The 25,995-nt window shown below is 41.9% G+C and carries 33 protein-coding genes and 1 riboswitch; of the genes, 2 read left to right on the top strand and 31 right to left on the bottom strand.

What is annotated here, in order from left to right:
- Positions 1 to 91 precede the first annotated feature (91 nt).
- The 21 genes from recN to M3197_RS05910 form a co-directional block, all read right to left on the bottom strand.
- Entirely contained in the window at positions 92 to 1,786 is a 1,695-nt protein-coding gene (gene recN, locus M3197_RS06010) for a DNA repair protein RecN (protein ID WP_251659587.1), read from the bottom strand.
- A gap of 17 nt (positions 1,787 to 1,803) precedes the next feature.
- Positions 1,804 to 2,253 carry a transcriptional regulator AhrC/ArgR gene (gene ahrC / locus M3197_RS06005; protein ID WP_251659585.1) on the bottom strand — a complete coding sequence of 150 codons (450 nt, stop codon included), beginning with the start codon at positions 2,251 to 2,253 and terminating at the stop codon, positions 1,804 to 1,806.
- Between the two features lie 78 nt (positions 2,254 to 2,331).
- Complete coding sequence (locus M3197_RS06000; RefSeq protein ID WP_251659583.1) at positions 2,332 to 3,153, bottom strand: TlyA family RNA methyltransferase; 822 nt, start codon at positions 3,151 to 3,153, stop codon at positions 2,332 to 2,334.
- Positions 3,150 to 5,048, bottom strand: a complete 1,899-nt coding sequence (gene dxs / locus M3197_RS05995) for a 1-deoxy-D-xylulose-5-phosphate synthase (protein ID WP_251659581.1) — start codon at positions 5,046 to 5,048, stop codon at positions 3,150 to 3,152. Before dxs ends, M3197_RS06000 begins: the two co-directional genes overlap by 4 nt.
- A gap of 96 nt (positions 5,049 to 5,144) precedes the next feature.
- Positions 5,145 to 6,029 carry a polyprenyl synthetase family protein gene (locus M3197_RS05990; protein WP_251659578.1) on the bottom strand — a complete coding sequence of 295 codons (885 nt, stop codon included), beginning with the start codon at positions 6,027 to 6,029 and terminating at the stop codon, positions 5,145 to 5,147.
- Complete coding sequence (locus tag M3197_RS05985) at positions 6,022 to 6,264, bottom strand: exodeoxyribonuclease VII small subunit (protein WP_251659576.1); 243 nt, start codon at positions 6,262 to 6,264, stop codon at positions 6,022 to 6,024. Before M3197_RS05985 ends, M3197_RS05990 begins: the two co-directional genes overlap by 8 nt.
- Positions 6,265 to 7,617 (bottom strand): exodeoxyribonuclease VII large subunit, encoded by a 1,353-nt coding sequence (gene xseA, locus M3197_RS05980; protein WP_251659574.1) that lies wholly within the window; start codon positions 7,615 to 7,617, stop codon positions 6,265 to 6,267.
- An 87-nt stretch (positions 7,618 to 7,704) separates the two neighbouring features.
- Complete coding sequence (gene folD, locus M3197_RS05975) at positions 7,705 to 8,565, bottom strand: bifunctional methylenetetrahydrofolate dehydrogenase/methenyltetrahydrofolate cyclohydrolase FolD (RefSeq protein WP_251659572.1); 861 nt, start codon at positions 8,563 to 8,565, stop codon at positions 7,705 to 7,707.
- 5 nt (positions 8,566 to 8,570) lie between these two features.
- Positions 8,571 to 8,957, bottom strand: a complete 387-nt coding sequence (gene nusB / locus M3197_RS05970) for a transcription antitermination factor NusB (protein WP_251659570.1) — start codon at positions 8,955 to 8,957, stop codon at positions 8,571 to 8,573.
- Positions 8,958 to 9,067: 110 nt separating this feature from the next.
- Complete coding sequence (locus M3197_RS05965; RefSeq protein WP_251659568.1) at positions 9,068 to 9,466, bottom strand: Asp23/Gls24 family envelope stress response protein; 399 nt, start codon at positions 9,464 to 9,466, stop codon at positions 9,068 to 9,070.
- An 18-nt stretch (positions 9,467 to 9,484) separates the two neighbouring features.
- Positions 9,485 to 10,837 (bottom strand): acetyl-CoA carboxylase biotin carboxylase subunit, encoded by a 1,353-nt coding sequence (accC, locus tag M3197_RS05960; RefSeq protein ID WP_251659567.1) that lies wholly within the window; start codon positions 10,835 to 10,837, stop codon positions 9,485 to 9,487.
- A gap of 14 nt (positions 10,838 to 10,851) precedes the next feature.
- Entirely contained in the window at positions 10,852 to 11,379 is a 528-nt protein-coding gene (gene accB, locus M3197_RS05955) for an acetyl-CoA carboxylase biotin carboxyl carrier protein (protein ID WP_251659565.1), read from the bottom strand.
- Between the two features lie 151 nt (positions 11,380 to 11,530).
- Entirely contained in the window at positions 11,531 to 12,076 is a 546-nt protein-coding gene (locus tag M3197_RS05950) for a SpoIIIAH-like family protein (protein ID WP_251659563.1), read from the bottom strand.
- Positions 12,063 to 12,494: a SpoIIIAG-related protein gene (locus tag M3197_RS05945; protein ID WP_251659561.1), complete on the bottom strand. Its 432-nt coding sequence runs from the start codon at positions 12,492 to 12,494 to the stop codon at positions 12,063 to 12,065. Before M3197_RS05945 ends, M3197_RS05950 begins: the two co-directional genes overlap by 14 nt.
- A gap of 259 nt (positions 12,495 to 12,753) precedes the next feature.
- The gene (locus tag M3197_RS05940) at positions 12,754 to 13,656 is read right to left on the bottom strand and encodes a stage III sporulation protein AE (protein WP_251659559.1); all 903 of its coding nucleotides are present in this window, start codon (positions 13,654 to 13,656) and stop codon (positions 12,754 to 12,756) included.
- Positions 13,657 to 13,663: 7 nt separating this feature from the next.
- Positions 13,664 to 14,041: a SpoIIIAC/SpoIIIAD family protein gene (locus tag M3197_RS05935; RefSeq protein ID WP_251659558.1), complete on the bottom strand. Its 378-nt coding sequence runs from the start codon at positions 14,039 to 14,041 to the stop codon at positions 13,664 to 13,666.
- Entirely contained in the window at positions 14,041 to 14,250 is a 210-nt protein-coding gene (locus tag M3197_RS05930) for a SpoIIIAC/SpoIIIAD family protein (RefSeq protein WP_025784730.1), read from the bottom strand. Before M3197_RS05930 ends, M3197_RS05935 begins: the two co-directional genes overlap by 1 nt.
- A 126-nt stretch (positions 14,251 to 14,376) precedes the next feature.
- Positions 14,377 to 14,934 carry an elongation factor P gene (efp, locus tag M3197_RS05925; RefSeq protein ID WP_025784731.1) on the bottom strand — a complete coding sequence of 186 codons (558 nt, stop codon included), beginning with the start codon at positions 14,932 to 14,934 and terminating at the stop codon, positions 14,377 to 14,379.
- 20 nt (positions 14,935 to 14,954) lie between these two features.
- On the bottom strand, positions 14,955 to 16,016 hold the full coding sequence (locus tag M3197_RS05920; protein ID WP_432813981.1) for a M24 family metallopeptidase: 1,062 nt from the start codon (positions 16,014 to 16,016) through the stop codon (positions 14,955 to 14,957).
- 2 nt (positions 16,017 to 16,018) lie between these two features.
- The gene (gene aroQ / locus M3197_RS05915; protein WP_251659554.1) at positions 16,019 to 16,459 is read right to left on the bottom strand and encodes a type II 3-dehydroquinate dehydratase; all 441 of its coding nucleotides are present in this window, start codon (positions 16,457 to 16,459) and stop codon (positions 16,019 to 16,021) included.
- Between the two features lie 60 nt (positions 16,460 to 16,519).
- Positions 16,520 to 16,948 (bottom strand): hypothetical protein, encoded by a 429-nt coding sequence (locus tag M3197_RS05910; RefSeq protein ID WP_251659553.1) that lies wholly within the window; start codon positions 16,946 to 16,948, stop codon positions 16,520 to 16,522.
- 133 nt (positions 16,949 to 17,081) lie between these two features.
- Between M3197_RS05910 and M3197_RS05905 the strand changes: the two genes are divergently transcribed.
- Positions 17,082 to 18,062 (top strand): DUF1385 domain-containing protein, encoded by a 981-nt coding sequence (locus M3197_RS05905; protein WP_251659551.1) that lies wholly within the window; start codon positions 17,082 to 17,084, stop codon positions 18,060 to 18,062.
- A gap of 37 nt (positions 18,063 to 18,099) precedes the next feature.
- Here the strand turns inward: M3197_RS05905 and M3197_RS05900 are convergent, their stop codons facing one another.
- A complete protein-coding gene (locus M3197_RS05900) occupies positions 18,100 to 18,924 on the bottom strand; it encodes a lipoate--protein ligase family protein (RefSeq protein ID WP_251659550.1) in 825 nt (274 codons plus the stop codon).
- A 154-nt stretch (positions 18,925 to 19,078) separates the two neighbouring features.
- On the opposite strand from M3197_RS05900, the gene M3197_RS05895 reads away from it, so the two are divergent.
- Complete coding sequence (locus M3197_RS05895; RefSeq protein ID WP_251660120.1) at positions 19,079 to 19,423, top strand: rhodanese-like domain-containing protein; 345 nt, start codon at positions 19,079 to 19,081, stop codon at positions 19,421 to 19,423.
- Between the two features lie 42 nt (positions 19,424 to 19,465).
- On the opposite strand, the gene gcvPB is transcribed toward M3197_RS05895, so the two are convergent.
- From gcvPB to comGC, 9 genes are all read right to left on the bottom strand, one after another.
- On the bottom strand, positions 19,466 to 20,950 hold the full coding sequence (gcvPB, locus tag M3197_RS05890; protein ID WP_251659548.1) for an aminomethyl-transferring glycine dehydrogenase subunit GcvPB: 1,485 nt from the start codon (positions 20,948 to 20,950) through the stop codon (positions 19,466 to 19,468).
- Positions 20,943 to 22,289, bottom strand: a complete 1,347-nt coding sequence (gene gcvPA / locus M3197_RS05885) for an aminomethyl-transferring glycine dehydrogenase subunit GcvPA (RefSeq protein ID WP_251659546.1) — start codon at positions 22,287 to 22,289, stop codon at positions 20,943 to 20,945. Before gcvPA ends, gcvPB begins: the two co-directional genes overlap by 8 nt.
- Before the next feature lie 48 nt (positions 22,290 to 22,337).
- Positions 22,338 to 23,453, bottom strand: a complete 1,116-nt coding sequence (gcvT, locus tag M3197_RS05880; protein WP_251659537.1) for a glycine cleavage system aminomethyltransferase GcvT — start codon at positions 23,451 to 23,453, stop codon at positions 22,338 to 22,340.
- Between the two features lie 127 nt (positions 23,454 to 23,580).
- Positions 23,581 to 23,672: riboswitch (glycine riboswitch) on the bottom strand.
- Between the two features lie 91 nt (positions 23,673 to 23,763).
- Positions 23,764 to 24,324, bottom strand: coding sequence for a shikimate kinase (locus M3197_RS05875; RefSeq protein ID WP_251659535.1), 561 nt, complete (start codon positions 24,322 to 24,324; stop codon positions 23,764 to 23,766).
- Positions 24,325 to 24,328: 4 nt separating this feature from the next.
- Complete coding sequence (locus M3197_RS05870; protein ID WP_251659533.1) at positions 24,329 to 24,505, bottom strand: hypothetical protein; 177 nt, start codon at positions 24,503 to 24,505, stop codon at positions 24,329 to 24,331.
- Positions 24,486 to 24,932 (bottom strand): competence type IV pilus minor pilin ComGF, encoded by a 447-nt coding sequence (gene comGF, locus M3197_RS05865; protein ID WP_251659531.1) that lies wholly within the window; start codon positions 24,930 to 24,932, stop codon positions 24,486 to 24,488. Before comGF ends, M3197_RS05870 begins: the two co-directional genes overlap by 20 nt.
- Complete coding sequence (locus M3197_RS05860) at positions 24,929 to 25,225, bottom strand: hypothetical protein (RefSeq protein ID WP_251659529.1); 297 nt, start codon at positions 25,223 to 25,225, stop codon at positions 24,929 to 24,931. Before M3197_RS05860 ends, comGF begins: the two co-directional genes overlap by 4 nt.
- Positions 25,218 to 25,655 carry a competence type IV pilus minor pilin ComGD gene (gene comGD / locus M3197_RS05855; protein WP_285851124.1) on the bottom strand — a complete coding sequence of 146 codons (438 nt, stop codon included), beginning with the start codon at positions 25,653 to 25,655 and terminating at the stop codon, positions 25,218 to 25,220. The genes M3197_RS05860 and comGD overlap by 8 nt, the downstream gene beginning before the upstream one ends.
- A complete protein-coding gene (gene comGC, locus M3197_RS05850) occupies positions 25,652 to 25,981 on the bottom strand; it encodes a competence type IV pilus major pilin ComGC (protein ID WP_251659525.1) in 330 nt (109 codons plus the stop codon). The genes comGD and comGC overlap by 4 nt, the downstream gene beginning before the upstream one ends.
- Between the last annotated feature and the right edge of the window lie 14 nt (positions 25,982 to 25,995).

Genomic DNA, 25,995 nt, shown 5'->3' with positions numbered 1-25,995 from the left:
TGCGTTATGAAGGTTGTTATGAAAGGGTAAAACATGCAAAGGTGGAATTGAAAAAGAATATCGGGATCACCACCCGATATTCCTTTAATTTTTACAATATGCTTTTACGCGCTTCAGCAAGCTGCAGTAATTCGTCAGCATGACGCAACGTTAATGGCGTCACTTCAGCACCTGATAACATTCGAGACAACTCTCTAGTGCGATCTTCATCTAATACATCTTGAATTGATGTCCGTGTACGTTCATCTGTCACCTCTTTACGGATGAGGTAATGATGATCTGCCATTGCAGCAACTTGAGGCAAATGGGAAATACATAATACTTGGGAATTCATCGCAACCATTGCAATTTTTTCTGCAATCGCTTGCGCTACACGACCACTTACGCCCGTATCGACTTCGTCAAAGATAATCGATGTGATGCCTTGGTGTTTGGAGAAAATTGTTTTTAACGCAAGCATTACACGTGATAACTCACCACCAGAAGCGACTTTAACAAGAGGCTTCATGGGTTCACCAACATTGGTCGATATATAAAATGCGACATCATCGAATCCATTATAATCAAAAGAACCGGCTTCTTTCCGTTCAATTTTGACCTGGAATTCGGCTTTCGCCATATGTAGTTGACGAAGTTGTTCCATAATTGCTTGTTCTAGCATCGATGATGACTCTTTTCGAATTGCAGAAAGTTCCCCTGCTTCGATTTCCAAGTCTGCACGTAAATGCTGTAATTTTTCTTGTTCTTTTTCAAGACGGTCATCCCGGTTAATGAGCTCATCTAATCGATCGGCAATTTTATCCCGATACAGTAATATTTCTTCAACGGAATTGCCATACTTTCGTTTAAGAGTTGTTAACAGGGCTAATCGATCTTCGACAATTTCTAAACGATTTGGATCATATTCCATTTCATCAATCATGCCTTTAATGTCATGGGCGACATCCTGCAGTGAATAGAAACTTTCTCCAGTGGTTTCTGCAAGAGTTTTTAAATCCCCATCCACTGACGCAGCATCTTCCAGGTCACTCATTGCTGTTCCAAGGTAATCCAACGCACGGGAATCACCTTGAATGGCTTCGTATGCACTATTTAACCGATCAAAAAGACGGTGGAAATGCTGAAGCTTAACTCGCTCGGATTCCAATGTTTCTTCTTCATCGATTTTGAGAGCAGCTTCATCGATTTCGGTTAACTGAAATGTATACAGATCGATACGTTGAGCAATTTGCTGTTCGTTTTCCGATGCAAGACTTAACTTTTTGTGCAACTTTACATAGTCTTCGTATAATTCTGCATAGTTTTTCATCGCGCGCTTAAATGGTGATCCAGCAAACGAGTCCAATAAATGGATATGTCGCTTCTGGTGCATCAATTCCTGATTCTCATGCTGACCGTGGATATCAATCAACTGACTTCCAATTTCACGAAGAATCGCAATGGTAACCAGCTTTCCATTAACCCGACAAGTCGTTTTGCCGCTATGGTTCAACTCTCTGCGCAAAATGATAGTACCCTCTTCGGCTTCTATACCTACTTCACTCAGTTTTTGAAAAACTGGATGGTGGGAATCAGGAATTTCAAACATTGCTTCCAGTTCCGCTTTTTTCGTGCCATGACGGATGAATTCAACAGAACCTCGTCCTCCCGCAACAAGCTGAACGGCATCAATAATGATGGACTTACCTGCACCTGTTTCACCTGTCAGAACGGTAAGTCCCTCTTCAAATGAGACATCCAGGTCTTCTATAATTGCGAAATTTTTAATAGATAGTTCACTTAACAAGGGATTTCCCCCCTTTCTTACAGCATTGCAAGCAAACGATCTCTCACTGAGCTCGCACCTACTTCATCACGACAGATAATCATACACGTGTCGTCGCCACAAATGGTGCCAAGCATTTCGATCCATTCCAGATGATCGATGAGTGAACCAACTGCATGTGCATTGCCAGGTAGCGTTTTCAATATGAGAAAATGACTTGCACCATCAATACTAATGAAAGCATCGGTCAACATTCGGTGTAATTTATCCTCAATATTGAATTGTGGATTAGCCGGTAAACTATATTTATAACGTCCATCAGGCAATGGTGTTTTGAATAAATGTAATTCTTTAATATCTCGGGAAACGGTTGCTTGCGTCACATCCACACCCGAACTTTTTAGTGTATCTACGAGCTGATCTTGCGTTTCAATCGCTTGAGAGGTAATAATCTCGCGGATGCGAAGATGGCGCTGCCCTTTGTTCATATCAATCACTCCCTGCACATCATTTGTAAGAAAAAGAAAGGGATTCCATCATTGTTTCCAGATGAATCCCTTTTCTTGTTACGCTAATTCTGAATGGGCTCTCTTAACTAATTCTGAGAAGTCTTTGTCTGTAACACTAGTTGTAGGCTGATCTTCAGCAACTAGATGGAATAGGAATTCAATATTCCCTTCCCCTCCTGTAACTGGAGAATACGTCAAATCCCTTAGGCTAAACCCTTCTTGTGAAGCAAACTCGGCTACTTTTCGCAATACTTCTTTGTGAACCGCACCTTCGCGTACGATTCCTTTCTTCCCAACATTCTCTTTACCAGCTTCAAACTGAGGTTTCACTAGCGCCAACACATCTCCGCCAGGAATCAGTATTTGTTTTAAAGGTGGTAGTATCAGTCCTAGGGAAATGAAGGATACGTCAATTGTCGCGAAATCAGGTAATCCTTCGGTAAACATATCAGGTGTTGCATATCGAAAGTTGCATTTCTCCATTACCGTAACACGATTGTCTGAGCGGATCTTCCACGCAAGCTGGTTTGTCCCCACATCTAAAGCATAACAATGTTTTGCACCATTCTGAAGCGCACAATCCGTAAATCCACCTGTCGATGAACCGATGTCCAGCATTATCCGTCCATTTACCGTAACATCAAATTCCTCTAACGCTTTTTCTAATTTTAATCCTCCGCGGCTCACGTATTTCAACGTTGAGCCTTTTACTTGTAACGGTAAGGAAGATTTTATTTTTTCTCCTGGCTTATCCATCCGTGTTTCATTGGAATACACGATGCCTGCCATAATCGATCGCTTTGCCTGTTCTCTCGTTTCTACCAACCCACGTTGAACTAGCAAGACGTCAACCCGTTCTTTAGGATCCGTATTGGTCATTGCATTTCCTTCTTCCGTTCCAATACGGAAATTGCATCTACCGTCAAATCTGCAAGTGTACCCGGAGTCATCCCGATTTCAGCAAGCAATGCATCGACATCTCCATGCTCGATAAATTGGTCTGGTATCCCCATTCTGTAAATCGGAGCACTAACACCGGAATCGTGAGCGTATTCAAGAACTGCGCTACCGAAACCTCCCGCGAGAACTGCTTCTTCCACAGTAATAATCGGTTTTCCAGCTGCAAAGAGTTCATTCAACATCTCTTCATCTAACGGTTTAATGAAACGAGCGTTTACGATGCTAACTGAAATTCCTCGCTCTGCCAATAGTTCTGCAGCTTCGTATGCCATCGGAATTGTTGTACCGAATGTTAAAATTGTTGCATCTTGTCCATCGGTTAACTTTTCCCATTTCCCAATTGGTAACACTTTTAGTTCTTCATCCATAGGAATACCGAACCCATTTCCTCGTGGGTACCGCATAGCAATTGGTCCATCGTTATACTCTAACGCAGTTTTAACCATGTGCTGACCTTCATTTTCATCTTTCGGCATCATAATAACCATGTGAGGTAAGTGACGTAAGAATGCGATGTCAAAAACACCTTGGTGAGTTTCGCCATCAGCACCTACTAGTCCCGCGCGATCGATACCAATGAAAACATTTAACTTTTGACGAGCAATATCATGGACTAACTGATCATATGCACGCTGAAGGAACGTAGAGTAGATGGACAAGAACGGTTTCATCCCTTGTGTCGCCATACCTGCAGCCATAGTCGCTGCATGTTGTTCTGCAATTCCAACATCATAAAAACGTTCAGGGAATTCGGCTGAAATTGCTTCTAATTTTGAACCAACAGGCATCGCTGGTGTAATCGTCGCAACACGTCGATCATCTCGAGCAATTCTTGCAACTGTGGCTGCAACCAATCCACTCCAAGATGGTCCTTTAGCAGGGGATTTTACAAAATCTCCAGTTTCTATTTTATAAGGACCAGTTCCATGCCAGGTTCCCACTTTATCATTTTCAGCTGGATGGTAACCTTTTCCTTTTTTCGTAACAACATGAAGAAGGACAGGTCCTTCCATTTTTTTAGCATAGAGTAGATTGCGTTCCAATTCATTGAAATCGTGACCATCTATCGGTCCTAAATAGGTAAAACCGAGCTCTTCAAAGAAAACACCGGATACAACTAAATATTTCAGACTATCTTTAAGTCGTTCAGCTAACGATGCCATCTTCCCTCCAACTGCCGGGATACGTTTTATCAATTCTTCAACATCGTCTTTTACGCTGTTATATTTTCCAGCTGTCCGTAATTTCCCTAGTACAGAATGTAGTGCTCCTACGTTCGGTGCAATTGACATTTCGTTATCATTCAAAATAACGATCATGTTTGTCTGTTGACTTCCAATATGGTTAAGGGCTTCCAGCGCCATACCGCCTGTTAATGCTCCGTCACCGATAATAGGAATAACATAGTTGTCGTCACCTTTAATATCGCGCGCTGCCGCCATCCCCATCGCTGCCGATAACGAAGTTGAACTATGTCCTGTTTCCCAGACGTCATGCTCACTCTCTGCCATCTTTGGGAAACCGCTTAACCCTTTGTATTTACGAAGCGTGTCAAAATCACCAGCTCGACCGGTTAAAATTTTATGAACATACGCTTGATGCCCAACGTCCCAAATAAATTTGTCCTGTGGACTATTAAAGAATTTGTGTAGAGCGATTGTCAACTCCACTACACCTAGATTAGGTCCGATATGACCGCCTGTTACAGAACATTTGTTTATTAGAAACTTCCGAATGTCTGAAGCGAGTTCTTTCATCTCTTCCAGGTTCAAGTTTTTAATATCCGATGGACTGTTGATCTTTGTAAGATCCATCTCTATCACACACCTTCATAAGTTAATACTACTGTTTCACTCGTTTTCCTTATTATATCAACAATCCAACAAACAGTACCATCTAGACGCCTTACTTTATGCGTTTCGATTAATAATATAGTCTGCAATTTGTGATAATAGAGAACTTCCTAAACCGATTTCCTCTAAAGCATCTAGTGCTAGTTTGTGATGATTTTCAAGCTTAGCTTGAGCGCCTTCCAGCCCGAGTAATGCTGGGTATGTACTCTTAGCACTTGCTGTATCTTTGTTTGCCGTCTTTCCAAGTTGCTCAGTGGAAGCAGTAACGTCTAATATGTCATCTTTGATTTGAAATGCCAAGCCTATATTACTTGAAAAAATGCGAAGGCTTTGCATGACCGATTCAGATACATTTGCTAGAAGTGCACCAGATTCAACACAACACGCAAGCAATGCGCCTGTTTTATGGACATGAATTTCTTCTAGCTCAGTTAAGGTAAGCTGTTTTCCTTCTCCTTGCATATCAAGAATCTGTCCCCCTACCATTCCGGCTGCCCCTGATGCGGTACTCACTGCTCTTAAAATGGCAAGTATTGTAGTTGGATCCGTGTGCTGCAACGATGCAAGTTCTTCAAATGCAAGAGTTTGCAAGGCATCCGCAGCTAAAACAGCTGTTGCTTCTCCAAAGACAACATGGTTTGTCGGATTTCCTCTTCTAAAATCATCGTCATCCATACATGGAAGATCATCATGTATTAAAGAATATGTGTGAATTAGTTCAATCGCACCCGCCACTTGCACTGCATCTTGAGATGTTGATTGTAAATCTTTAAGCACTGCGAGAACTAGGAGAGGGCGGATCCTTTTTCCTCCTGCATGCACAGAGTAGGACATCGCTTCATTCAAAACTTCAGGGTAACTCTTCCCTTTAAAAAGTTCTGTGAAGTGTGTATGTAAAAGCGGTAACTGTTCATCCATAAATCTATTCAGTTGCTCACTCACTTGGATTCTCTCCCTTCGAAGATTCCAATGGTGTCGTTTCTCCATTCTTGTCTACAATACTAACGAGTTGCTTCTCAGCATGTTGCAGTTTTTGTTGACAGAATGTAGAAAGCTCCATTCCTTTTTTATATAAGGCGATGGAATCTTCTAGTTGAACATCTCCAGTTTCAAGTTGTTGAACAATCTTTTCCAATTCCAGCATCGCTTCTTCAAATTTCATTGAATCAGTTTCCATTCATGATTCCTCCTTAAGGGGTTCAATCGAGCGGACTTCAGCAATCGCAGTACCATCCTGCATGTTGATCTCTACAGAATCTCCTGGTGTTAGGGATCCGGCGGTCTTCACTAGTTCGCCTTGTTTATAAACGATTGTAAATCCTCTCTCCATCACGTTTAGTGGATTGAGAGCTTGCAACATTCGAATACCTGTCAAGAAGCGGTCTTGTTTGCCACCTAAGGATTGCCGCATTGCCCGAAGGAGCCGTTCTTCAACAATAACCGAATCTTTTAAGTGTTGCTGTAGCTGGAGAACTGGTGAAACGTATTGTAATCGTGCACTTACTTGAGTAACATGCTGAGATTTTCGATATACCAATTCACTGTGACTCCGCAAAAGACGCTCTTCAAGAGATGACTGTTTTTCAATAAATGGTCGATATAATCTTTCCGGATAAAGAAACGGATACGCATTTTTCAAACGATCCAATCTTTTTTGTTCTTGAGAAAGATGCGTCGCAAGAGAACGATAAATCACTCGTTTTCGATCTAGAATACGTCCTGCCAATTCTTCTTTTGCGGGGACTGCAAGTTCTGCAGCCGCAGTAGGAGTGGGGGCACGATGATCTGCAACAAAATCCGCAATCGTTGTATCTGTCTCGTGACCGACTGCGCTGATGGTAGGGATTGGACAAGAAAAAATTGCTCTAGCCACCGCTTCTTCGTTAAATGCCCATAAATCTTCTATGGAGCCACCGCCTCTTCCAACAATGAGGACGTCGATATCACCATGGAGTTGCGCTTGTCCAATTGCTTCAACAATGGAAGGTACCGCTTGTTTCCCTTGAACAGCTGCGGGGAACAATACTATCTCAGCCATAGGAAATCTACGAGCTATCGTTGAACAGATATCTTGGAACGCAGCGCCAGATTTAGCGGTAATGACACCTACTTTTTTAGGAATCCACGGCAACGGCTTTTTCCATCGGACGTCGAACAAACCTTCCTTGCCTAATTGTTCTTTTAATTGCTCAAAAGCAAGAAAAAGTGCCCCGATACCATCTGGTTCCATGGTTTGTACATAAAGCTGATAGTGCCCACTACTTTCATATACATTAATATCCCCTGTTATCAGTACATTCATGCCACTTTCTGGTCTGAATTTCAAACTAGAAGCATTCCCACGAAACATAGCTGCTTGAATTCTACTTTTGTCATCTTTCAACGTAAAGTATATGTGTCCACTTGGATGAATTTTCACATTGGACAATTCACCTTTTATATAGACATTCCGCAAGTGTGGATCGGCATCAAATTTCCGCTTAATGTATTTAGTTACTGCTTGTACGGTTAAGTATGGATTACCTGACAACGAATTCCCCTCCTGCGTATAAAAAGCTGTCTCTCTCTAACAAGAAACAGCACTGGTTTATTCTATGTAACGGCATTAGCCGTTTTCTTAAATATAATTACTACACGTCAATTGAGCACTCTTCAACGTGTTTTTCAGTAACATAGTTACAGTCATGGGACCGACACCACCTGGGACAGGGGTTAGTGCAGCTGCTTTTTCTTTAACGCTCTCAAAATCGACATCTCCACATAACTTTCCATTTTCATCCCGATTCATGCCAACATCAATGACTGTGGCACCTTCTTTGATATGCTCAGCTGTAATGTATTTTGCCTGCCCAATCGCGACTATCAATATATCCGCTTGACGAGTAAATGACTCCAAGTTTTCTGTCTTAGAATGGCAGTAGGTTACGGTTGCGTCTTTTTGAAGAAGCAATTGTCCCATAGGCTTACCTACGATATTACTACGACCGACAATAACTGCATGTTTCCCAGATATTGTAGTCCCTGCTTGCTCAAGTAATTCCATAATACCTGCAGGGGTGCATGAGACAAATGAATTCTGGCCAATAATCATCTTGCCTACGTTCTCCGGATGAAAACCATCCACATCTTTTTTAGGGGAAATGGAACGAATCACTTTGTTTTCATCAATATGAGGAGGTAATGGCAATTGGACAAGAATGCCATGAATTGTTGGATCGCTATTCAACCGAGCAACCGTATCCAACAAGTCTTTTTGACTAACGGTAATTGGTAACTCAATCATTTCAGATTTCATGCCAACTGCTGTACTGGATTTCTCTTTATTTTTTACGTATGTACGAGATGCTTGGTCTTCTCCAACAAGGACAACAGCAAGACCTGGACGACATCCTCTTTCGATGAGTCGGTCCACGTCTATTTTAATCTCTTCCCGAATTTTTGCGCCGATCGCTTTTCCATCTATGAGTTCACTTGGCAAATTCGTCACATCCTTTGTTGTTCAAATTTCGACAGCACACCATTAACAAATCTGCCTGACTTTTCATCTCCAAAAGTTTTGCAAAGTTCAATTGCCTCGTTCACTGCTACTTTGTGCGGAACATCTTCGTTATACAACAACTCGTACACTGCCAGTCGAAGTACTGTACGTTCAATTTTCGGAAGTCTGTCTAATGACCAATTTTCTAATTTCCCTGTCAGCACTTCATCAATAGATTCTTGTTTTTCACGTGTTCCTTTTACAAGCATTTCATAAAAAGAATCTACAGGTTCTTCAGTAATATAGCTGATTGCCTCTTCTACAGGTAGTGTTGTTCCATCAAGCTGGAAAAGGGTCTGGACCGCTTTTTCTCTCGCTTCTCTTCGTTTCATACAATTTGTCTCCTTCGTCACTGGTTCGATTAGGCTTTATCATAGCACACATGCTGTATGAAGATACAGTCACAATAGGCAAAAGCATCATCCGAAGATGATGCTTTTCGTCATTCTGTCACTGAATTCACTTCAGAACGGATTCCAGTTACGTGTACATTGACTTCTCCTGTTTCAATCGAAGTCATGTGATACACTGCTTCTTTGATTTTTTTCTGTACATTTGCAGCTACTTGTGGGATAAGTTGACCATCTTCTGCGATACAAAAGACGTCTATGATGAGTTTGTTATCTACCCAGTCAGTTTTCACGCCTTTACCATGCATGACTTTTCCGAATCGTTCTGCAACACCAGTTGCAAAGTTTCCTGAAGTCATCGCAATCCCTTGAACTTCAGAAGTTGCGATTCCAATAATAACTTCCAGAACTTCAGGAGCGAGCTCAATCTGGCCAAGGCTCTCGCTAGCAGAGGAGTTTGCTTCAATAAAAGAATTCGCTTTTTCAGCCATATCAGCGCGCCTCCTTCCTTAGTTTGAATTCATAACATCATATTTTTCAAGAAACTTCGTGTCAAAATCTCCTGATTTAAACACATCATTTTTCATGAGATTATAGTGGAAAGGAATAGTTGTCTTAACTCCTTCTACCACAAATTCATCTAGTGCGCGTTTCATGCGTGCAACCGCTTCTTCACGCGTGTCCGCATGAACAATCAATTTCGCTACCATCGAGTCGTAAAACGGCGGAATTTTGTATCCCGGATAAACAGCTGAATCTACACGTACACCATTTCCACCTGGTGGAAGATACATTTCTACCGTACCTGGTGATGGCATGAAGTTTTTCTCCGGGTTTTCCGCGTTGATACGGCACTCGATTGACCAGCCATTAATCTTAATGTCTTTTTGTTTAAAAGTTAGCTTTTCACCTGCTGCAACTTTCAATTGCTGTTGAATTAGGTCGATTCCCGTGATCATTTCAGTTACAGGGTGTTCTACCTGGATTCTTGTATTCATTTCCATGAAGTAGAACTTCTTATTGATATGATCAAAGATGAATTCAACCGTACCAGCACCTCTGTAATCAACGGCTTCCGCTGCTTTAACAGCTGCCTGTCCCATTTCTTTGCGCAATTCAGGAGTTAGTGCAGGAGACGGTGCTTCTTCCACTAACTTTTGCATCCGGCGCTGAATGGAACAATCGCGCTCACCAAGGTAAACTGTGTTACCATGTTTGTCCGCCAATACTTGAATTTCAACGTGTCGGAAAACTTCAATGAACTTTTCAAGATAAACTCCAGGATTACCAAACGCAGCAGCAGCTTCTTTCTGGGTAATCTTGATCCCTTTTTTAAGTTCCTCCGGATCACGTGCTACACGAATTCCTTTTCCTCCGCCACCAGCAGTTGCTTTAATAATGACAGGGAATCCGATTCCCTCAGCTACGGTAAGCGCTTCCTCTTCATCAGCGACCAGACCATCTGATCCCGGCACAATCGGTACTCCAGCTAGACGCATCGTTTCACGCGCTACATCTTTGGTACCCATACGTGAAATAGCATCAGAAGTAGGACCGACAAACTCGATATTCACTTCTTCACACATTTCAGCGAAGCTTGCGTTTTCAGCAAGGAAACCATATCCTGGATGAATACCATCGCAGTCGGTCATTTTTGCGACACTTATGATATTTGAAAAGTTCAAGTAACTGTCTTTTGAGAGTTTTGGCCCGATGCAAAATGCTTCATCGGCAATTTTGACATGCAATGCATCGTGATCGGCTTCTGAGTACACAGCGACTGTCTCCAAACCTAGCTCTTTACATGCACGGATAATACGTACGGCAATTTCACCGCGATTTGCGATTAGAATTTTCTTCATCGTCCATTCCCCCTTTAATTTTCTTTTACAAGGAAAAGAGGCTGCCCATACTCGACCAGCTGTCCATCTTTGACAAGAATTTCAACAATTTCACCAGATACTTCTGCTTCGATTTCATTGAATAGCTTCATAGCTTCTACAATGCAGACAACATCTTCAGTTCCAACTTTTTGTCCAACTTGAACAAATGGTGCTGCTTCTGGAGATGATGACTTATAGAACGTACCGACCATTGGGGATACGATACTTTTTAATGATGGATCAGCAACTTTTTCTTCCACTGCAGGCTCCGCAACCGGTGCTGCCACTTTTTTAGGTGCTTCAACCGATACAGGTGCAGATGGTTGTACAGTCTGAGCTCCTGAAGTTGAATCTTGAACATCTGGTACTGGCATTTGTACTTGAATAGGTGCCGTTGCTGTTGCAACAGTATTACTTTTTACGATTTTAATTTTAGCCCCATCTGCTTCATACGTGAATTTGTCGATTGAAGACTGATCGATAAGTTTAATAATTTCTCTAATTTCTTGAATCTTTAACATGAACGATTCTCCTGACTCCATAAAGTTTTGTTTTACACCCTCATTCTCTATAGTAGACGTTTTTTATGGATTTTGAAATAGTTAACCCCCATTTCCCTGCTAAAAAACCTGTAAACAGAAAAAAAGACCCGTATTTTGGGCCTTTAACTGATTACTGATTGCCTGTGAAATCGACTTGTACTTTTTTAGCATCTTCCCAACTCGCTAGAACATATTGAGTGATTTCATCTGCCAGTTTAGCGGAATGCCCTTCAGTTGAGAGAACCGTTACCTTCACTTCTCCATTCTCTGTACGGACAAATGCTTCTGGATATCCAAGTGCCTTGATTTGTAATTCTAATAACGTCTCCGCAGAATCCCGTTTATTAAGCTCGGACATTTCGTCGAATGCTTCGTTTTTCTCTTCAGCTGTAGCATCAGGGGATGTCATCTTCGCATTCAGTTGTTCTGATATTTTGCTTCGCTCATCACGGACTGCCATCCGCATTTCTTCAAATACATACGACGTTGCAAACACCGGCGTTTGCTTATCGGATGAGCCTTTTTTCGGGACTTCAGCCGTTTCGGTCATATCACTTGAAAAAATTGAGATTCCGTCGAATGGCATTGGTGCTTTCTCTTTAATATAGTAAATCGAGATGACAGCAACAAGGCTCATTAGTGTTAAAAACCAAACTGTTCGTTTATTTGTTCTCATCATAGTTCCCCCTTTTGGTCATTTCCACGATAACAATTCGATGTTCTGGTACTTGAAGGACAGCAGACAATATCCTTGTGAGTTCAGATTTGAGACCAGGATTTCCGGCTCCTTCCGCCACAACAAGTACGCCCGTCGCTTCGTGTGTGTTGGAATCCGCTGACTTTGAAAAGTAATCAGTAAGCGGTGATTGTTCTTTAGCTCCCTTAGGAGGATGAAGGTATATAGAAACCTCCCCCACCCCATCTATCTTTTTCAAAGCTGTTTCAAGTGCTAGCGCTTCTGTATTCCCCTCCTTTTCATTAGACTTCCCGGACGTCGCTCCTTCTGAATTCCAGGGTGGATTGAGTAAGATGAATACGAGAACCGTGATTCCTATGAATAGGATCACTTGCATTTTCCCAGTAGGTTTTTGCATGACATCACCATTCCATCTGTCTGTTTAGGACCGGGGGCCTGTTCATCTATGAAACAATGTATGCACGTTTTTCTCTTCCTATAACCTGAGAAAGGAAAAGATATTCAGTAGCAACCACATTCCAGCAGCAAGTTTAGCCAAATGTCCGAAATCTTCTTTTCTGGATTCTGGCATCATCATAGACAAGACCCCCGAGAGAACCGAAATCAGGACAACGCCTATCAGAAATTTGCCATATCAAATCCCCTCCCTTTTTCCGTTAAGTCATTGAAAGCTTCACGTAAACGATAAAAAATAGAACTGTATAAACAAAAGCAAAAATCATTAGAAATGTAATTGCGCATAACACGAATAGAGATCGTCCGATATCATCCAGCACGTCAGATAACTCAGATGAAGTGAACGGTTCGATCAGCGCTGCACACCATCGATATAAAAAAGCCAATAGCAGCGTTTGCACGACAGGCAAGATGGCAATGCCCCACAATGTTACTAACAGCCAGCCTCCCACCATAAATCCTGCCCCAGATGAATACCGTCCAAGTGTACCCATGCTGTCTGTCACAAATGACCCGACAAATGGAATGTTCTGTCGGATCAATTCTTTCAGAGGCTCACTTGCTGCTTCTGAAATTCCCCATGAAACTGCTCCGCCAGCAGTGATGAAAATTGAATAGGCCGCAACAATTGAAGATACAACAGCTAATAATGTTGTCCTCAGCATGTCCGAAAGTTTCGAATACGAAATGAGAGGATTTAGCCTGGTAACGATATCGAATAGTAACGCAGCCGTGACCAACGGTAATAACAGTTTGTCTGCAAAAAACACAGCACCATTTGCAAACAACAGCAAAGCCGGCTGAAAGTTGAGCAGACTCAGTGCATTTCCTGATATCGCCATACCCGCTGTCAAAACCGGATAGCTCGTCACGAATAACATGGCAATCGACTTCATGAGCTGTTGGATCAGCAAGAGTTGCTCAAACGCGGGACGCAATACTACTAGAATTATCACAATATAAAGTAATTGTTTCGTCCACTCCGAAAATGAGGGAAATAGATAATTCAATACTGTCGCCAATAATGCAATGATAATTACGACAATGAAGCTATAGAGCACGCCACTAATTAGTGATTGAAGAAAGTCGAGTATGGTCATCATCCCCCATTCACGGCGTGATGAGCGCAGTAAGTGTCTGTATGAGTTTGACAAGCTCAGGCAGCCAGAAGGACAGGATGGCAATTTTGACTACAAATTGAGCTAGGTTCGCGAGCGACGAATATCCGGATTCAGACAAATGTTGCATAATTGATTCCGAAATAAAAAACAAAAATGCACTAATTAACAGAAGTTGCCCATATGGCTCAGGTACGCCGTGAAAGATATTTCTCAATTTTTTTATGAATGGGATTAAAACGTTCATCATGATATAAGCAAGAACAAACAGGAACAAGGCACTATACAAGATTGGATGTAACTGTGGCACTGCATAACGGATAACAAGTAGCAACAAGAAAACGACGAGTAATTGAAAAAGAAGTGCCATTACATTGCCAAAGAAAGCCATTGAAAGAACTCGGAGATTTCAGTAAAGAAAATCTTTAAAAAGCGGATCATTTCTACTGCAATGTACAAATAAGCAATGAAGAATAAGAAAAAAGAGAACTCTTTCTTACCTGTCTGTTCGAAAAAGATGTGCAAACAACCGATAACCAGTCCGATGCCGGCAATTCGCAATAAATCATTTAGTTCCATCCGGCGATCCTCCTCCTGTTTCACTATACGCACGTGCTGCACACAATATGAAAAACGCTTGCCCATTCAAGTTGAATGGACAAGCGTTTTAGAGGGTATTTTTATAAGTTATCAATACATATGAGATTATGCGCGGGACACATATTCTCCTTCTTCTGTATTGATGATGAGTTTGTCACCAATGTTAATAAAGAATGGCACCTGAACTGTAAGACCTGTTTCAAGCTTCGCTGGCTTAGATCCACCACTCGCAGTATCGCCTTTAATACCTGGTTCAGTTTCAGCAACTTCAAGTACAACTGTCGAAGGTACTTCTACGCCAAGTACTTCCTCTTTGTATTGAATGACGTGCACTTCCATGTTTTCTTTCAAGTAATTCAATTCTTCTTCAATTTGCTTAGTTGGCAGTTCGATTTGTTCGAAACTTTCGTTATCCATAAATACGTGATCGTCACCGTTTGCATAAAGATACTGCATACGTTTATTGTCAATTTGTGCTTTCGCTACTTTCTCTCCGGCACGGAACGTCTTCTCGTTCACGTTACCTGAACGTAAATTACGTAATTTCGAACGGACAAACGCAGCGCCTTTTCCTGGTTTAACGTGTTGGAATTCCATAACGCGCCAAATATCGCCGTCTACTTCGATTGTCAATCCTGTTTTAAAATCGTTTACTGAAATCATCTTGTTTCCTCCAATAGCTCTTATAAAATTTGCAGTTCTTTTGTACAGTGAGTCAACCGTTCACAACCATTTTCAGTGATCACTAGATCGTCTTCGATCCTTACGCCTCCGATACCTGGCAAATAAATACCTGGTTCAGCAGTAACCGTCATGTTCGGTTCCAATACCGTTTCAGAGCGGAAGGACAGCCCTGGAGCTTCGTGGACCTCAAGACCAATTCCGTGACCTGTAGAATGGCCGAACGCATCTCCGTACCCTTTTGAAGCAATGTAATCCCGTGCAATCGCATCTGCTTGGATGCCGGTCATCCCTGGTTTGATGCCTTCAACTGCCAATTTCTGCGCAGCAAGGGTAATCTCATAGATTTCCCGCATTTTTTCCGATGGTTCACCGACAGCCACTGTTCGCGTTATGTCGGAGATATATCCATTATACAACGCACCGTAATCCAATGTCACGAGTTCTCCAGTTTCAATTTTTTTGTCAGTTGCTACTCCATGCGGAAGTGCACCGCGAACACCCGAAGCAACAATTGTATCAAATGACGAAGAAGTGGCCCCTTGTTTACGCATGAAGAACTCGAGTTCGTTTGAAACTTCAAGTTCTGTCATGCCAGCTTTGATGAATCCACAAATATGAGTGAATGCATCATCCGCAATTTTTGCAGCTTGCTTCAATACTTCCAATTCTTCAGGTGTCTTAATGATTCGGATTTTTTCCACAAGGCCAGCAGTTGGGATTAGCTCAGCTGTTACTTTGCTTTTATACAGCTCATACATACCGAATGTCAAATCTTCTTTTTCAAATCCTAAACGCTTCACCTTCATTTGCTCAACTTGTTGCGCAACCTCTTCAATAATCGTTTTTTCATGTTGAACAATGCGGAAATCTTTAATTTGGTCAGCGGCTTGCTCCATATATCTAAAATCAGTAATGAATACTGCGTCGTCGTTCGAAATGATCGCAACACCCGCAGTTCCCGTAAAGCCTGTCATGTATCGGCGATTATAGCCACTCGTAACCAATAATGCATCCAATTCTTTTTCAACTAATAATTCTCTAAGTTTTGTCAGTTTCATAATAATCAGTTCCTTTCCATTTTACGAATCAATGCGCGTGCACCCAACTCATAGCCGTCGGTTCCTAATCCTGAAATCTGCCCTGCACACACAGGAGCAAGTAAAGAGGTCTGCCTAAATGGCTCTCGGTTATGTATATTCGAAATATGTACCTCTACAACCGGTAGATTTACAGATGCAATGGCATCCCGAATAGCAATACTCGTATGTGTGTATGCGCCAGGGTTAAAAACGATTCCATATGTATCCTCTTCTGCAGCTTGATGAATACGATCAATTAAAGCGCCCTCATGATTCGATTGAAAACACGATAACCCGATATCATGGTCCATGCATAACGCGCGAATACGAACTTCAATATCCTCGAGTGTTTCATGTCCATAAACATCAGGTTCCCGTTTTCCCAATCGATTCAAATTGGGTCCATTTAGCAGCAACAAATCCATAGTCTCTCAGCCCCTAGCCATTTTCCTTTCTATTTTATCACAACATTTAGACGAGGTAACCTATTTGGCTTTCTTCGGAAGTTCATTCTTCATGAAAACTGAAGTACCCACGACAAACCTAGTAATAATGGCGGTTAAGCAAAGAAATGGGATTGACACTGTTTTAAAAGCAGATTCTACAGAATCAGGTTTTGAAATCGTCCACTCCACTGCACAAACAAACAAAACGGCAAGTACAATTGACATAATTGAAGGCGGTAGTTTTGAAGCAAATTGCATCACACTATACAGCACGATGAAAAGTACAATTAACACAATAATTAAAACCAGCCATTTCACAATCGGTGATTCTGCAGCAAGGATATTCCATTTGCGAGACCAACCAATTGGTGACCATTTTACAAAATGGAATACTTTTAAAAACTTCAGACTCAGAGCCGTTAGTAATGCAGCAACTAACGCGGTCCAAAAAAGTGTAGGCATATGCATAGTTGTCCCTCCTGCCCCAAGTCTCACCGGTTCTCTCAATTTTAAACGTGATGGTGGAGCAATCATCTTTTTTCCTGTACAATGAGAACATTGATACAAAATTGAGACTTTATAAAGAAAGTGTGGGCTGTACATGGAAAAAGATCATCAATCCCCTGCATATGGCGGTCAGGCACTTATTGAGGGCGTTATGTTTGGGGGAAGACGACATACCGTAACCGCTATTCGTCGTAAAGATGGTACGATTGATTATTTTCACGCACTGAAAGAAAGTAGCCCCCTTCGTCAAAAGTTAAAAAAAATCCCTTTTATCAGAGGGATTGTGGCGCTCGTCGAGTCTGCAGGACTTGGATCAAAGCATTTAACTTTTGCCAGTGATCATTATGACGTGATGCCCGGCGAAGAAGTCGATAAATCAGATGAAGAATCATCTAAATTGACAATGATTTTAGGGGTTGCGGCAGTAGGAGTACTCTCCTTCCTATTTGGGAAGTTTGTCTTTACGCTATTCCCAGTATTCCTTGCTGGCCTTTTCCATCCGATTTTCCCAGGAAAAACAGCTCAAATTTTATTAGAGACATTTTTCAAACTGACTCTCTTATTGAGTTATGTTTCCCTCATATCCATGACGCCTCTCATAAAACGGGTCTTCAAGTACCATGGTGCAGAGCATAAAGTCATCAATGCTTATGAAAATAATCTTCCATTAACCGTTGAGAATGTGCAAGCTCAATCACGCTTGCATTATCGATGTGGCAGTAGTTTCTTGCTATTCACAGTTATTGTTGGGATGTTTATTTATTTCTTAGTACCAACCGATCCGTTCTGGTTGCGAATTGTAAATCGAATTCTACTGATCCCAGTTGTTCTTGGAGTATCATTCGAAGTGCTTCAACTAACGAATGCTGTACGAAATATTCCTGTGCTACGTTACCTAGGATACCCTGGGTTATGGCTTCAATTGTTAACTACAAAAGAACCCGAAGATGATCAGGTAGAAGTAGCAATTGCTTCGTTCAACAAATTGCTTGAAATTGAAGTACATGGTGAGGATGTTCTAACTGATTCATCCCCATTATCTCCAGAGAGTGAAATGAGTACAGTGAATCTATAATGCAAAAGGAAGGCTTCCACGAGGGGAGCCTTCCTTTTCACTTTCGATATGTCCATTCATCATTCGCATATTTACGTTTTTCAATTTCCTTCACAACTTGAAGTTGTTCAGCAGAGAGTTCATATGGGACGAGTTCTATGTTGAGTGCTTTTTCAAAGCCTTTTGAAAAAGCTGAAGAACACTCGGTTACAGAGATATTACGATCAGTTAAGCGATCAATAGCGACTGCTTTTTGCGGGAGTCCTTTTCTCACTTGTTCTCTAACTTCTTCAGTATCGAATTTAAATAGTGATACAAGTTTGTCTTCATCCAAACTGAGTAAAATCGCACCGTGTTGTAATATCACGCCTTTTTGACGTGTTTGTGCACTGCCCGCCACTTTTTTCCCCTCTACAACGAGCTCGTACCAACTTGAAGTGTCAAAACAAACCCCGCTTTTTGGACGTTTCAGTTGTTCCGACACTTGTTCTGAAGGTACAGCAAAAGAGGCTTCTAGACCGAGGTTCCGAAACCCTTCGAGCAAACCTCCTGAAATAACACGATACGCTTCTGTCACAGTTTCAGGCATGTCTGGATATTCTTCTGAAACAATGACACTGTATGTAAGTTCGTGCTCGTGAAGAACCCCTCTTCCCCCTGTTGGTCTCCGCACGAAGCCGAGTCCGTGTTTCCGTACAGCTTCAATATCTATTTCTTTAGACACACTTTGAAAATATCCAATTGAAAGCGTTGCAGGGTTCCATTCATAAAAACGAAGGACCGGACCAATATCCCCTTTGCTGTGCCAGTCGAGTAATGCTTCGTCCAAAGCCATATTGAATGATGGAGAACACTTACCTGACTGTATATAGTTCCATTTCATTTTCCATTCCTCCCACCTATCCCTTTATAACGAACTCAATTTTATCATTGCAATTGAACATGTGCCACTTAATCTTTATAATGAAGAATGAGATAGAAAGGGGAAAGATGTTTTGAATGCTAATCTGTATGTATTAATCGGACTGTTAGTTGTAATGATTGCCTATTTCATCATTACGGCTCTTCGACTCCGCAAAGCGGTTACGAATTTGACGCAAGAGCAATTCATTGAAGGTTACCGGAAAGCGCAACTGATCGATGTACGCGAACCAAAAGATTTTGATGCAGGTCATATACTTGGTGCCCGCAACATTCCGTACACTCAACTGCGACAAAGGTATAAAGAAATTCGTCCTGACAAACCCGTCTACCTGTATGATCAAAATGGAGGTAAAAGCGCACGAACAGCTCTTTTCTTGAAAAAGAAAGATTATTCCCAGCTTTACCATTTACAAGGTGGATTCCGTACGTGGTCAGGTAAAGTGAAAAGTAAAAAATAATTTGAAGAAAAGGACCGAAGCGCTTAGGCTCCGGTCCTTTATTTATGCTTTCACTAATTCTTCTTCCGTTGCAGGAGTGTAACGAAGAACTGGTTTTCGTGCTGCTTTTGTTTCATCCAAACGATTAATGACTGTCGTATGAGGTGCTTCTTGAACGATTTCCGGATTCTCTTCCACTTCTTTTGCAATTTGAATCATCGCATCGATAAAGGAATCAAGCGTTTCTTTAGACTCTGTTTCAGTCGGCTCGATCATCATGCCTTCTTCAACATTAAGTGGGAAGTAGACTGTTGGTGGATGGAATCCGAAATCAAGCAGTCGCTTTGCCATATCCAACGTTCGAACACCAAGTTTTTTCTGACGACGACCTGATAAAACAAACTCATGCTTACAATGCTGCGGATATGGAAGGTCGAAAAACGGCTCCAAACGACGCATCATGTAGTTCGCATTCAGAACCGCATTTTCCGTGACTGCTTTTAAACCATCTGGCCCCATTGAGCGGATGTACGTATAAGCACGCAAGTAAATTCCGAAGTTCCCGTAGAATGGTTTTACACGACCAATAGATTGTGGTACGTCGTAGTTGAACGTGTAGACACCATCGTTCTTTTCTAATACAGGCTTTGGCAAGAAGGCGGCAAGTTCTTTCTTCACACCAACTGGTCCAGAACCTGGACCGCCACCGCCGTGTGGCCCTGTGAACGTTTTATGCAAGTTCAAGTGTACTGCATCGAAGCCCATGTCTCCAGGTCGAGCTTTTGACATGACTGCATTCAAGTTCGCACCATCGTAGTACAACTTCCCTCCAGCCCCATGGACGATTTTTGCCATCTCCATAATATGCTCTTCAAAAAGACCTAGAGTATTAGGATTCGTTAACATGAGAGCTGCCGTATCGTCTCCGACTTTCGCTTTCAAGTCCTCGATGTCCACTAGACCGTTTTCATCGGAATTAACAGTAATCGTATCAAAGCCTGCTACCGTCGCAGATGCAGGGTTTGTACCATGTGCTGAGTCTGGAACAAGTACTTTTGTTCGTCCTGTATCGCCATTTGATTCATGGAATGCACGGATCATCATCAATGCAGTCCATTCTCCATGTGCTCCAGCTGCTGGTTGAAGTGTAACTTCATCCATACCAGTAATTTCACATAGATGCTCCTGCAAGTCGTAGGCAACTTCCATTGCACCTTGTACAGTTGACTCATCTTGCAAAGGATGGATGTTAGCGAATCCTGGAATACGTGCAACCGCTTCGTTAATTTTCGGATTGTATTTCATCGTACATGATCCTAACGGATAGAATCCTGTGTCAACGCCGTGATTACGGTTCGACAACGCTGTGTAATGACGCATGATATCCAACTCAGAAACTTCAGGAAGTGCAGCATCTTGCTTACGAATTAACGTTTCGGGTAGTAGTGCTGACAAATCCACTTCAGGAACATCCAAATCAGTTAAGCTGTATCCAATACGTCCTGGTTTTGAGATTTCAAAAATAAGTGGTTGGTTTTCGTTATGCATGGACGGCCTCCATTTCCTGCACAAGTGCATCAATCTCTTCTTTCGTCCGTTGCTCGGTCACTGCAAATAATGCGTGATTTTCCATTCCTGCATATGTCAAACTAAGGTCGTATCCGCCGATAATACCTTGCTCTAGTAAATGTTTGTTCAACTCTTTAACTGAACGCTTGCAATCGACAACAATTTCGTTAAAGTGTGCATTTCCACCAAGAACTGTGTAGCCCGCTTTTTCGAATGCCTGCTTAGCATAATGAGTTTTTGCATAGTTTTGGTAGGCAATGTCACGTGCACCGTTTTTTCCGAGAGCTGTCATCGCAACAGAAGCTGCAAGTGCGTTCAAGGCTTGGTTTGAACAAATATTGGAAGTGGCCTTATCACGTCGGATATGCTGTTCACGTGCTTGCAATGTAAGTACATAGCCTCTTCGACCTTGATCATCTGTTGTTTCACCAACAAGACGTCCAGGAACTTTACGCATAAGTTTCTTGGTCACTGCAAAATATCCGCAGTGAGGTCCACCGAACTGTTCAGGAATACCGAAGGGTTGTGCATCTCCAACTGTAATGTCTGCTCCAAGTTCGCCTGGAGGTGTTAAAATACCAAGCGCCAGTGGATTGGATGATACGACAAATAATGCGCCATTGTCATGTGCTAACTCACCGATTTCTTGTAATTCTTCAACTTGACCAAAGAAGTTCGGATACTGTACGAGTACAGCAGCCGTATCATCAGCCAGCAGTTTCTTTAATTCTTCGACGTCTGTCACGCCATGTTTTTGTGGAATCGTGATAACTTCAATCTGCTGACCATCCGCGTAAGCTCGAACTACATCTCTCGATTCTGGATGTACCGTTTCAGAAACAAGTAGTTTCTTTCGTTTCGTATGCCCTGCTGCTAGTGTTCCCGCTTCAGCAAGTGCCGTACCACCATCATACATAGAGGAATTTGCAAGATCCATACCCGTTAACTCACAAATCATTGTTTGGAATTCAAAGATTGCTTGAAGCTCCCCTTGGGAAATTTCCGGCTGATACGGTGTATAGGCTGTATAAAATTCAGATCTGGAAATAACATGATCGACAATGATTGGCTTGTAGTGATCATAGACTCCTGCTCCTAGGAAAGATGCATATTGTTTGGAATCCGCATTTTTTGCGGCTAATCTCGAAAGTTCTTTGAGTAATGCAGATTCGGATTTTGCTTCTTTAATGGCTAAATCCCTTGTGAAACGAACACTTTCAGGTATGTCTGCGAACAGTTCGTCGACCGAAGAAATTCCGATCACATTCAACATTTCTACACGATCGGCTTCAGTCATTGGCATATAACGATGCATCATTAATAGTTCCCCTCTTTCCCTTTGTACGAAAATAGTAGTCGTTTCACTTTATGAGCGCTTATAAAATGGTGTTTCGACAATTAGCGCTTTCAGCTTTTTATTTCTAACTTCCACTTCAAGTTCTTGTCCAAGATCAGATACCTCTTGGTTCACTAAAGCAAAGCCTATATTCTTTTTCAGTGTAGGAGATTGTGTGCCAGTCGTTACTTCACCGACCAATTCTCCATTGTGGTAAACCGGATATCCGGTACGCGGAATTCCTTTGTCTATCATTTCAATTCCGACAAGTTTGCGCGGTATGCCATCTTGTTTTTGTGCAGCCAAAACTGACTTACCAAGGAAGTACTCTTCTTTTTTCAATTTCACAACAAAACCAAGTCCTGCTTCCAGTGGTGAAATTTCTTTTGATAATTCTTGGCCGTACAATGGTAATCCCGCTTCAAAACGAAGCGTGTCCCTCGCGCCTAGACCTGTAGGGATCAAGCCATCTTCTTTTCCTTCAGTCAAAATTCTATCCCATAGTTTAACTGCAGCTTCAGGAGAACAGTAGATTTCAAATCCATTTTCTCCAGTGTATCCGGTACGCGATACTAACGTTTTTTCACCTGCGATATCGACATTGTCTTTAAAACGGAAGAAACGAATTTCTGACAGTGGTTCATCCGTAAGGCGTTGTAGAATGGTTTCTGCTTTAGGTCCTTGCAATGCAAGTAACGCCCACTTCTCTGACTGATTGTCAATGTGCACGTCCTCGTTAGCCTGTTTTTCCATCCAGTTAACGTCCTTTTCAATGTTGGATGCGTTGACAACTAAAAGATAGTCGTTATCTCCCCGTTTATAGATTAACAAATCATCGATTGTGCCGCCATCTTCATAGCACATAGCAGTATACTGTGCTTGCCCGTCGACTAATTTTGCAACATCATTCGTCACAAGCTTTTGTAAAAAAGGTAATGCGCCTTCTCCACTAACGAGAACTTCACCCATATGGGATACATCAAAGAGTCCCGCTTTTGTTCGTACAGCTTCATGTTCTGCTTTTATGCTAGAAAACTGAACTGGTAGTTCCCAACCACCAAAATCGATAGTTTTTCCATTATACCTCACATAACTATCAAAAAGTGGTGTTCGTTTTAAAGTTCCTGACAACACAATCTCCCCCATTCATCTAAAAAAAAGAAAGAGACCCCCTTTTTAAAAGAGAGCCCCTGTCCATCCTTCTGAACGCTCCATATTGCGGAAGCTAACTTCAGATGCCAGCAACACAATTGACCGGCACTGTTCAGAGATGCGTCCAACATGAGTCTTTTTGCCTGAGAGATTCATGACGTTGTCACTTGCTCCTTCGGCGGCGCTTTGTGCGCACTCTCCCCATGCATTCATCCGCACTATTCAATTCGTTGCAAGATAGTTTAAGATTCCGAAAACTAATATCTTTCGACCCTATCTTACCAGTTTGCCGATTGAAGTGCAATTACTTTTGAGTGCCCCTTAAGTGATCGTAAGGGATTTCAATTGAATCCGTCTCACTAGACAAGCGGTCCATTTGGAATGCGATGTACTCGGTGACTTTACTAAGAGATCGCTGCCTGGTCTGAACCATGAAATGCGCGGATTGTTTATACGCATCGTAGCGTTTGTGGTAAAGTGACTCGATTTCCGCACGAGTGGAGCGCTGAACAATCGGCCTGTTTTTATCCGTTGCAATCCTTCGCCAGATATCACGAAAAGGGGCATCCAGGAAAAACACCAGACCAGTCGCACGCATGATCGTTCGATTTTCTTTACGCATTGCAACACCACCACCTGTTGCTATAATACACTTTTCGTCTCGAAAGGTTTGAAGAAATTCGGTTTCCATCTCACGAAAACGTTCTTCCCCAAAGGTTTCAAAAATTTGTGGGATCGTCATACCTGTTTTCTGTACGATTTCATGATCCATGTCATAAAAGGGGAGCTTTGTAAAAAAACTCAATCGCTTACCAATTGCACTTTTTCCACACCCCATGAATCCAACTAGGTATACTTTGTTCATAAAATCATCCGCTCTGCATTATTGTTATCGCTGCTTTCTCATAAACCGTTCCCAGCGAATCATACGTTCCATATAAACTATCATGCCACGAAACGAATGTAAAAAGAAAGAGGGAGACGAAAAATAATAATGCAAGTGCCATCATAAGGACGACCCCACGTTCATCTTTCACTAAGTCCAACCGCAACCCTCCTTTGGCGTTCCGTCCCATCTTGAAGTGTTACAGAGACTACGAGTAATGGACCTTCATCAACAAAGATTACTTTTTGCACATTGGTTAGCAATGGAACATGTCCCTGGCTTCCAACTCTCCTTCGTATGACACCGCCTACGTTGCTGTACTCTGTATTCGTAGAGGTATCCATCATAAAGGCGGTTAAAATCGTACCTTCCGTGTTGAGTTCAATCCTTTTTACTGCTGAAAGATCTGTTTGCAAATCTACCATAAACAGCTCCCATTCAGTAGTTTGACTATCTGTTAATTGGTTATATGTGGACTCTTTAAAGAGCAAGAACAGGATAATGAGGTGTAAGAACGCGGCCGCAATGATCAGTTGAAATAAACTTTCAAGCAACGTATAACCTGACTCATTCCGGGTTTTCTTCAAGGTGTACATATCATTTCTGTTTTGTTGGATGTTGGATAATTGACGCACAGCCGATTATTTACAACTGTCCATTCATATTCAGTACCTTCTTCAGTTCGAACTCCTCCGCTAATTCCATAAGACGTATACAGCAAAGCCCCTTGATACATCGTTTCTTTTGCTCTCATTTCATGTTTTTTATTCTCTAACCCTGATAGCATCCTGAAAGACAAAGGAAGTAACGCACTAAAAATGACCATCATAATGGTTAGTGTTAAAATGGCTTCCGGCCAGGAATAACCTGATTCATTCATAGAGCAGCATCCTCCCCCTTTGGAACTGAAATCTAATCTTTTTCGATCCACTTGAAGTTTCAAACGTCATCGTACCCGTTTTATACATATTTCCATTTTCCTGAAAACTGATATTCCGTAATGTACTCGTGTTGTCAAATTTTATAGTTGGTGGAAAGTTTGTTTTTGTATTCTCATTCGTATCAGAGTAGGTCACTGAATACGTTTTCCCGTCATTCGTGAAACTCAGCCACGTAGTTGTTTGATGCGCAATGGAATATGCCTGCATTTTTTGAACAGTCGCTTTAAATGCTTCTAGCCCGTCCCGTTCCGACTGCTCGGTTGTCCATCCACTGCTAACAGGCATTATAATTGCAGTTAGCACCCCTAAAATTGCGAGTACCAGTAGCAACTCCAAAAACGTCAACCCCTGTTCAGTCGAGTTGTTCATTCAGTTGCAGAAGCTGATTTAGGATTAATCACTTTTCCTTCTGCATTTATGGTTAGGAGGGTACCGTCAGGACATTTCGCCTCTGCTGGCAAATAGTCCTTAGCAGTTAGGTCTTCCAGACTAGTAGGAATTTGTTTCGTATCCATTTTGTAAGCCTGCACTTGCCCTTCCACCATTTTTAAGTAGGCGTCACATCCCTTTGTGTCAATGGACTTCGAATGCTTCGTCACGTTGGGTATCGCAACTAAAATCAGCACAGAAATAATTAATAATACAATCATCATTTCAATCAGCGTAAACCCTTTCTCATTGCGTAGAAATTTCATTGAATATGCTCCTT

This window comes from Sporosarcina aquimarina (assembly GCF_023715615.1).
GTDB lineage: Bacteria > Bacillota > Bacilli > Bacillales_A > Planococcaceae > Sporosarcina > Sporosarcina aquimarina_A.
Note: the sequence above shows the minus strand (reverse complement) of the source record. Positions and strands in the feature narration are given on the sequence as shown.

Bases quoted from the DNA above. Each gene is read 5' to 3' on its own strand.
- ahrC (WP_251659585.1), bottom strand. From the start codon at position 2,253: ATGAACAAAGGGCAGCGCCATCTTCGCATCCGCGAGATTATTACCTCT.
- M3197_RS06000 (WP_251659583.1), bottom strand. From the start codon at position 3,153: ATGACCAATACGGATCCTAAAGAACGGGTTGACGTCTTGCTAGTTCAA.
- dxs (WP_251659581.1), bottom strand. From the start codon at position 5,048: ATGGATCTTACAAAGATCAACAGTCCATCGGATATTAAAAACTTGAAC.
- M3197_RS05985 (WP_251659576.1), bottom strand. From the start codon at position 6,264: ATGGAAACTGATTCAATGAAATTTGAAGAAGCGATGCTGGAATTGGAA.
- nusB (WP_251659570.1), bottom strand. From the start codon at position 8,957: ATGAAACGAAGAGAAGCGAGAGAAAAAGCGGTCCAGACCCTTTTCCAG.
- M3197_RS05965 (WP_251659568.1), bottom strand. From the start codon at position 9,466: ATGGCTGAAAAAGCGAATTCTTTTATTGAAGCAAACTCCTCTGCTAGC.
- accC (WP_251659567.1), bottom strand. From the start codon at position 10,837: ATGAAGAAAATTCTAATCGCAAATCGCGGTGAAATTGCCGTACGTATT.
- accB (WP_251659565.1), bottom strand. From the start codon at position 11,379: ATGTTAAAGATTCAAGAAATTAGAGAAATTATTAAACTTATCGATCAG.
- M3197_RS05950 (WP_251659563.1), bottom strand. From the start codon at position 12,076: ATGAGAACAAATAAACGAACAGTTTGGTTTTTAACACTAATGAGCCTT.
- M3197_RS05945 (WP_251659561.1), bottom strand. From the start codon at position 12,494: ATGCAAAAACCTACTGGGAAAATGCAAGTGATCCTATTCATAGGAATC.
- M3197_RS05940 (WP_251659559.1), bottom strand. From the start codon at position 13,656: ATGATGACCATACTCGACTTTCTTCAATCACTAATTAGTGGCGTGCTC.
- M3197_RS05935 (WP_251659558.1), bottom strand. From the start codon at position 14,041: ATGGCACTTCTTTTTCAATTACTCGTCGTTTTCTTGTTGCTACTTGTT.
- M3197_RS05930 (WP_025784730.1), bottom strand. From the start codon at position 14,250: ATGGAACTAAATGATTTATTGCGAATTGCCGGCATCGGACTGGTTATC.
- efp (WP_025784731.1), bottom strand. From the start codon at position 14,934: ATGATTTCAGTAAACGATTTTAAAACAGGATTGACAATCGAAGTAGAC.
- aroQ (WP_251659554.1), bottom strand. From the start codon at position 16,459: ATGGATTTGTTGCTGCTAAATGGACCCAATTTGAATCGATTGGGAAAA.
- M3197_RS05910 (WP_251659553.1), bottom strand. From the start codon at position 16,948: ATGCATATGCCTACACTTTTTTGGACCGCGTTAGTTGCTGCATTACTA.
- M3197_RS05905 (WP_251659551.1), top strand. From the start codon at position 17,082: ATGGAAAAAGATCATCAATCCCCTGCATATGGCGGTCAGGCACTTATT.
- M3197_RS05900 (WP_251659550.1), bottom strand. From the start codon at position 18,924: ATGAAATGGAACTATATACAGTCAGGTAAGTGTTCTCCATCATTCAAT.
- M3197_RS05895 (WP_251660120.1), top strand. From the start codon at position 19,079: ATGATTGCCTATTTCATCATTACGGCTCTTCGACTCCGCAAAGCGGTT.
- gcvPB (WP_251659548.1), bottom strand. From the start codon at position 20,950: ATGCATAACGAAAACCAACCACTTATTTTTGAAATCTCAAAACCAGGA.
- gcvPA (WP_251659546.1), bottom strand. From the start codon at position 22,289: ATGATGCATCGTTATATGCCAATGACTGAAGCCGATCGTGTAGAAATG.
- gcvT (WP_251659537.1), bottom strand. From the start codon at position 23,453: ATGGGGGAGATTGTGTTGTCAGGAACTTTAAAACGAACACCACTTTTT.
- M3197_RS05875 (WP_251659535.1), bottom strand. From the start codon at position 24,324: ATGAACAAAGTATACCTAGTTGGATTCATGGGGTGTGGAAAAAGTGCA.
- M3197_RS05860 (WP_251659529.1), bottom strand. From the start codon at position 25,225: ATGAATGAATCAGGTTATTCCTGGCCGGAAGCCATTTTAACACTAACC.
- comGD (WP_285851124.1), bottom strand. From the start codon at position 25,655: ATGAACAACTCGACTGAACAGGGGTTGACGTTTTTGGAGTTGCTACTG.
- comGC (WP_251659525.1), bottom strand. From the start codon at position 25,981: ATGAAATTTCTACGCAATGAGAAAGGGTTTACGCTGATTGAAATGATG.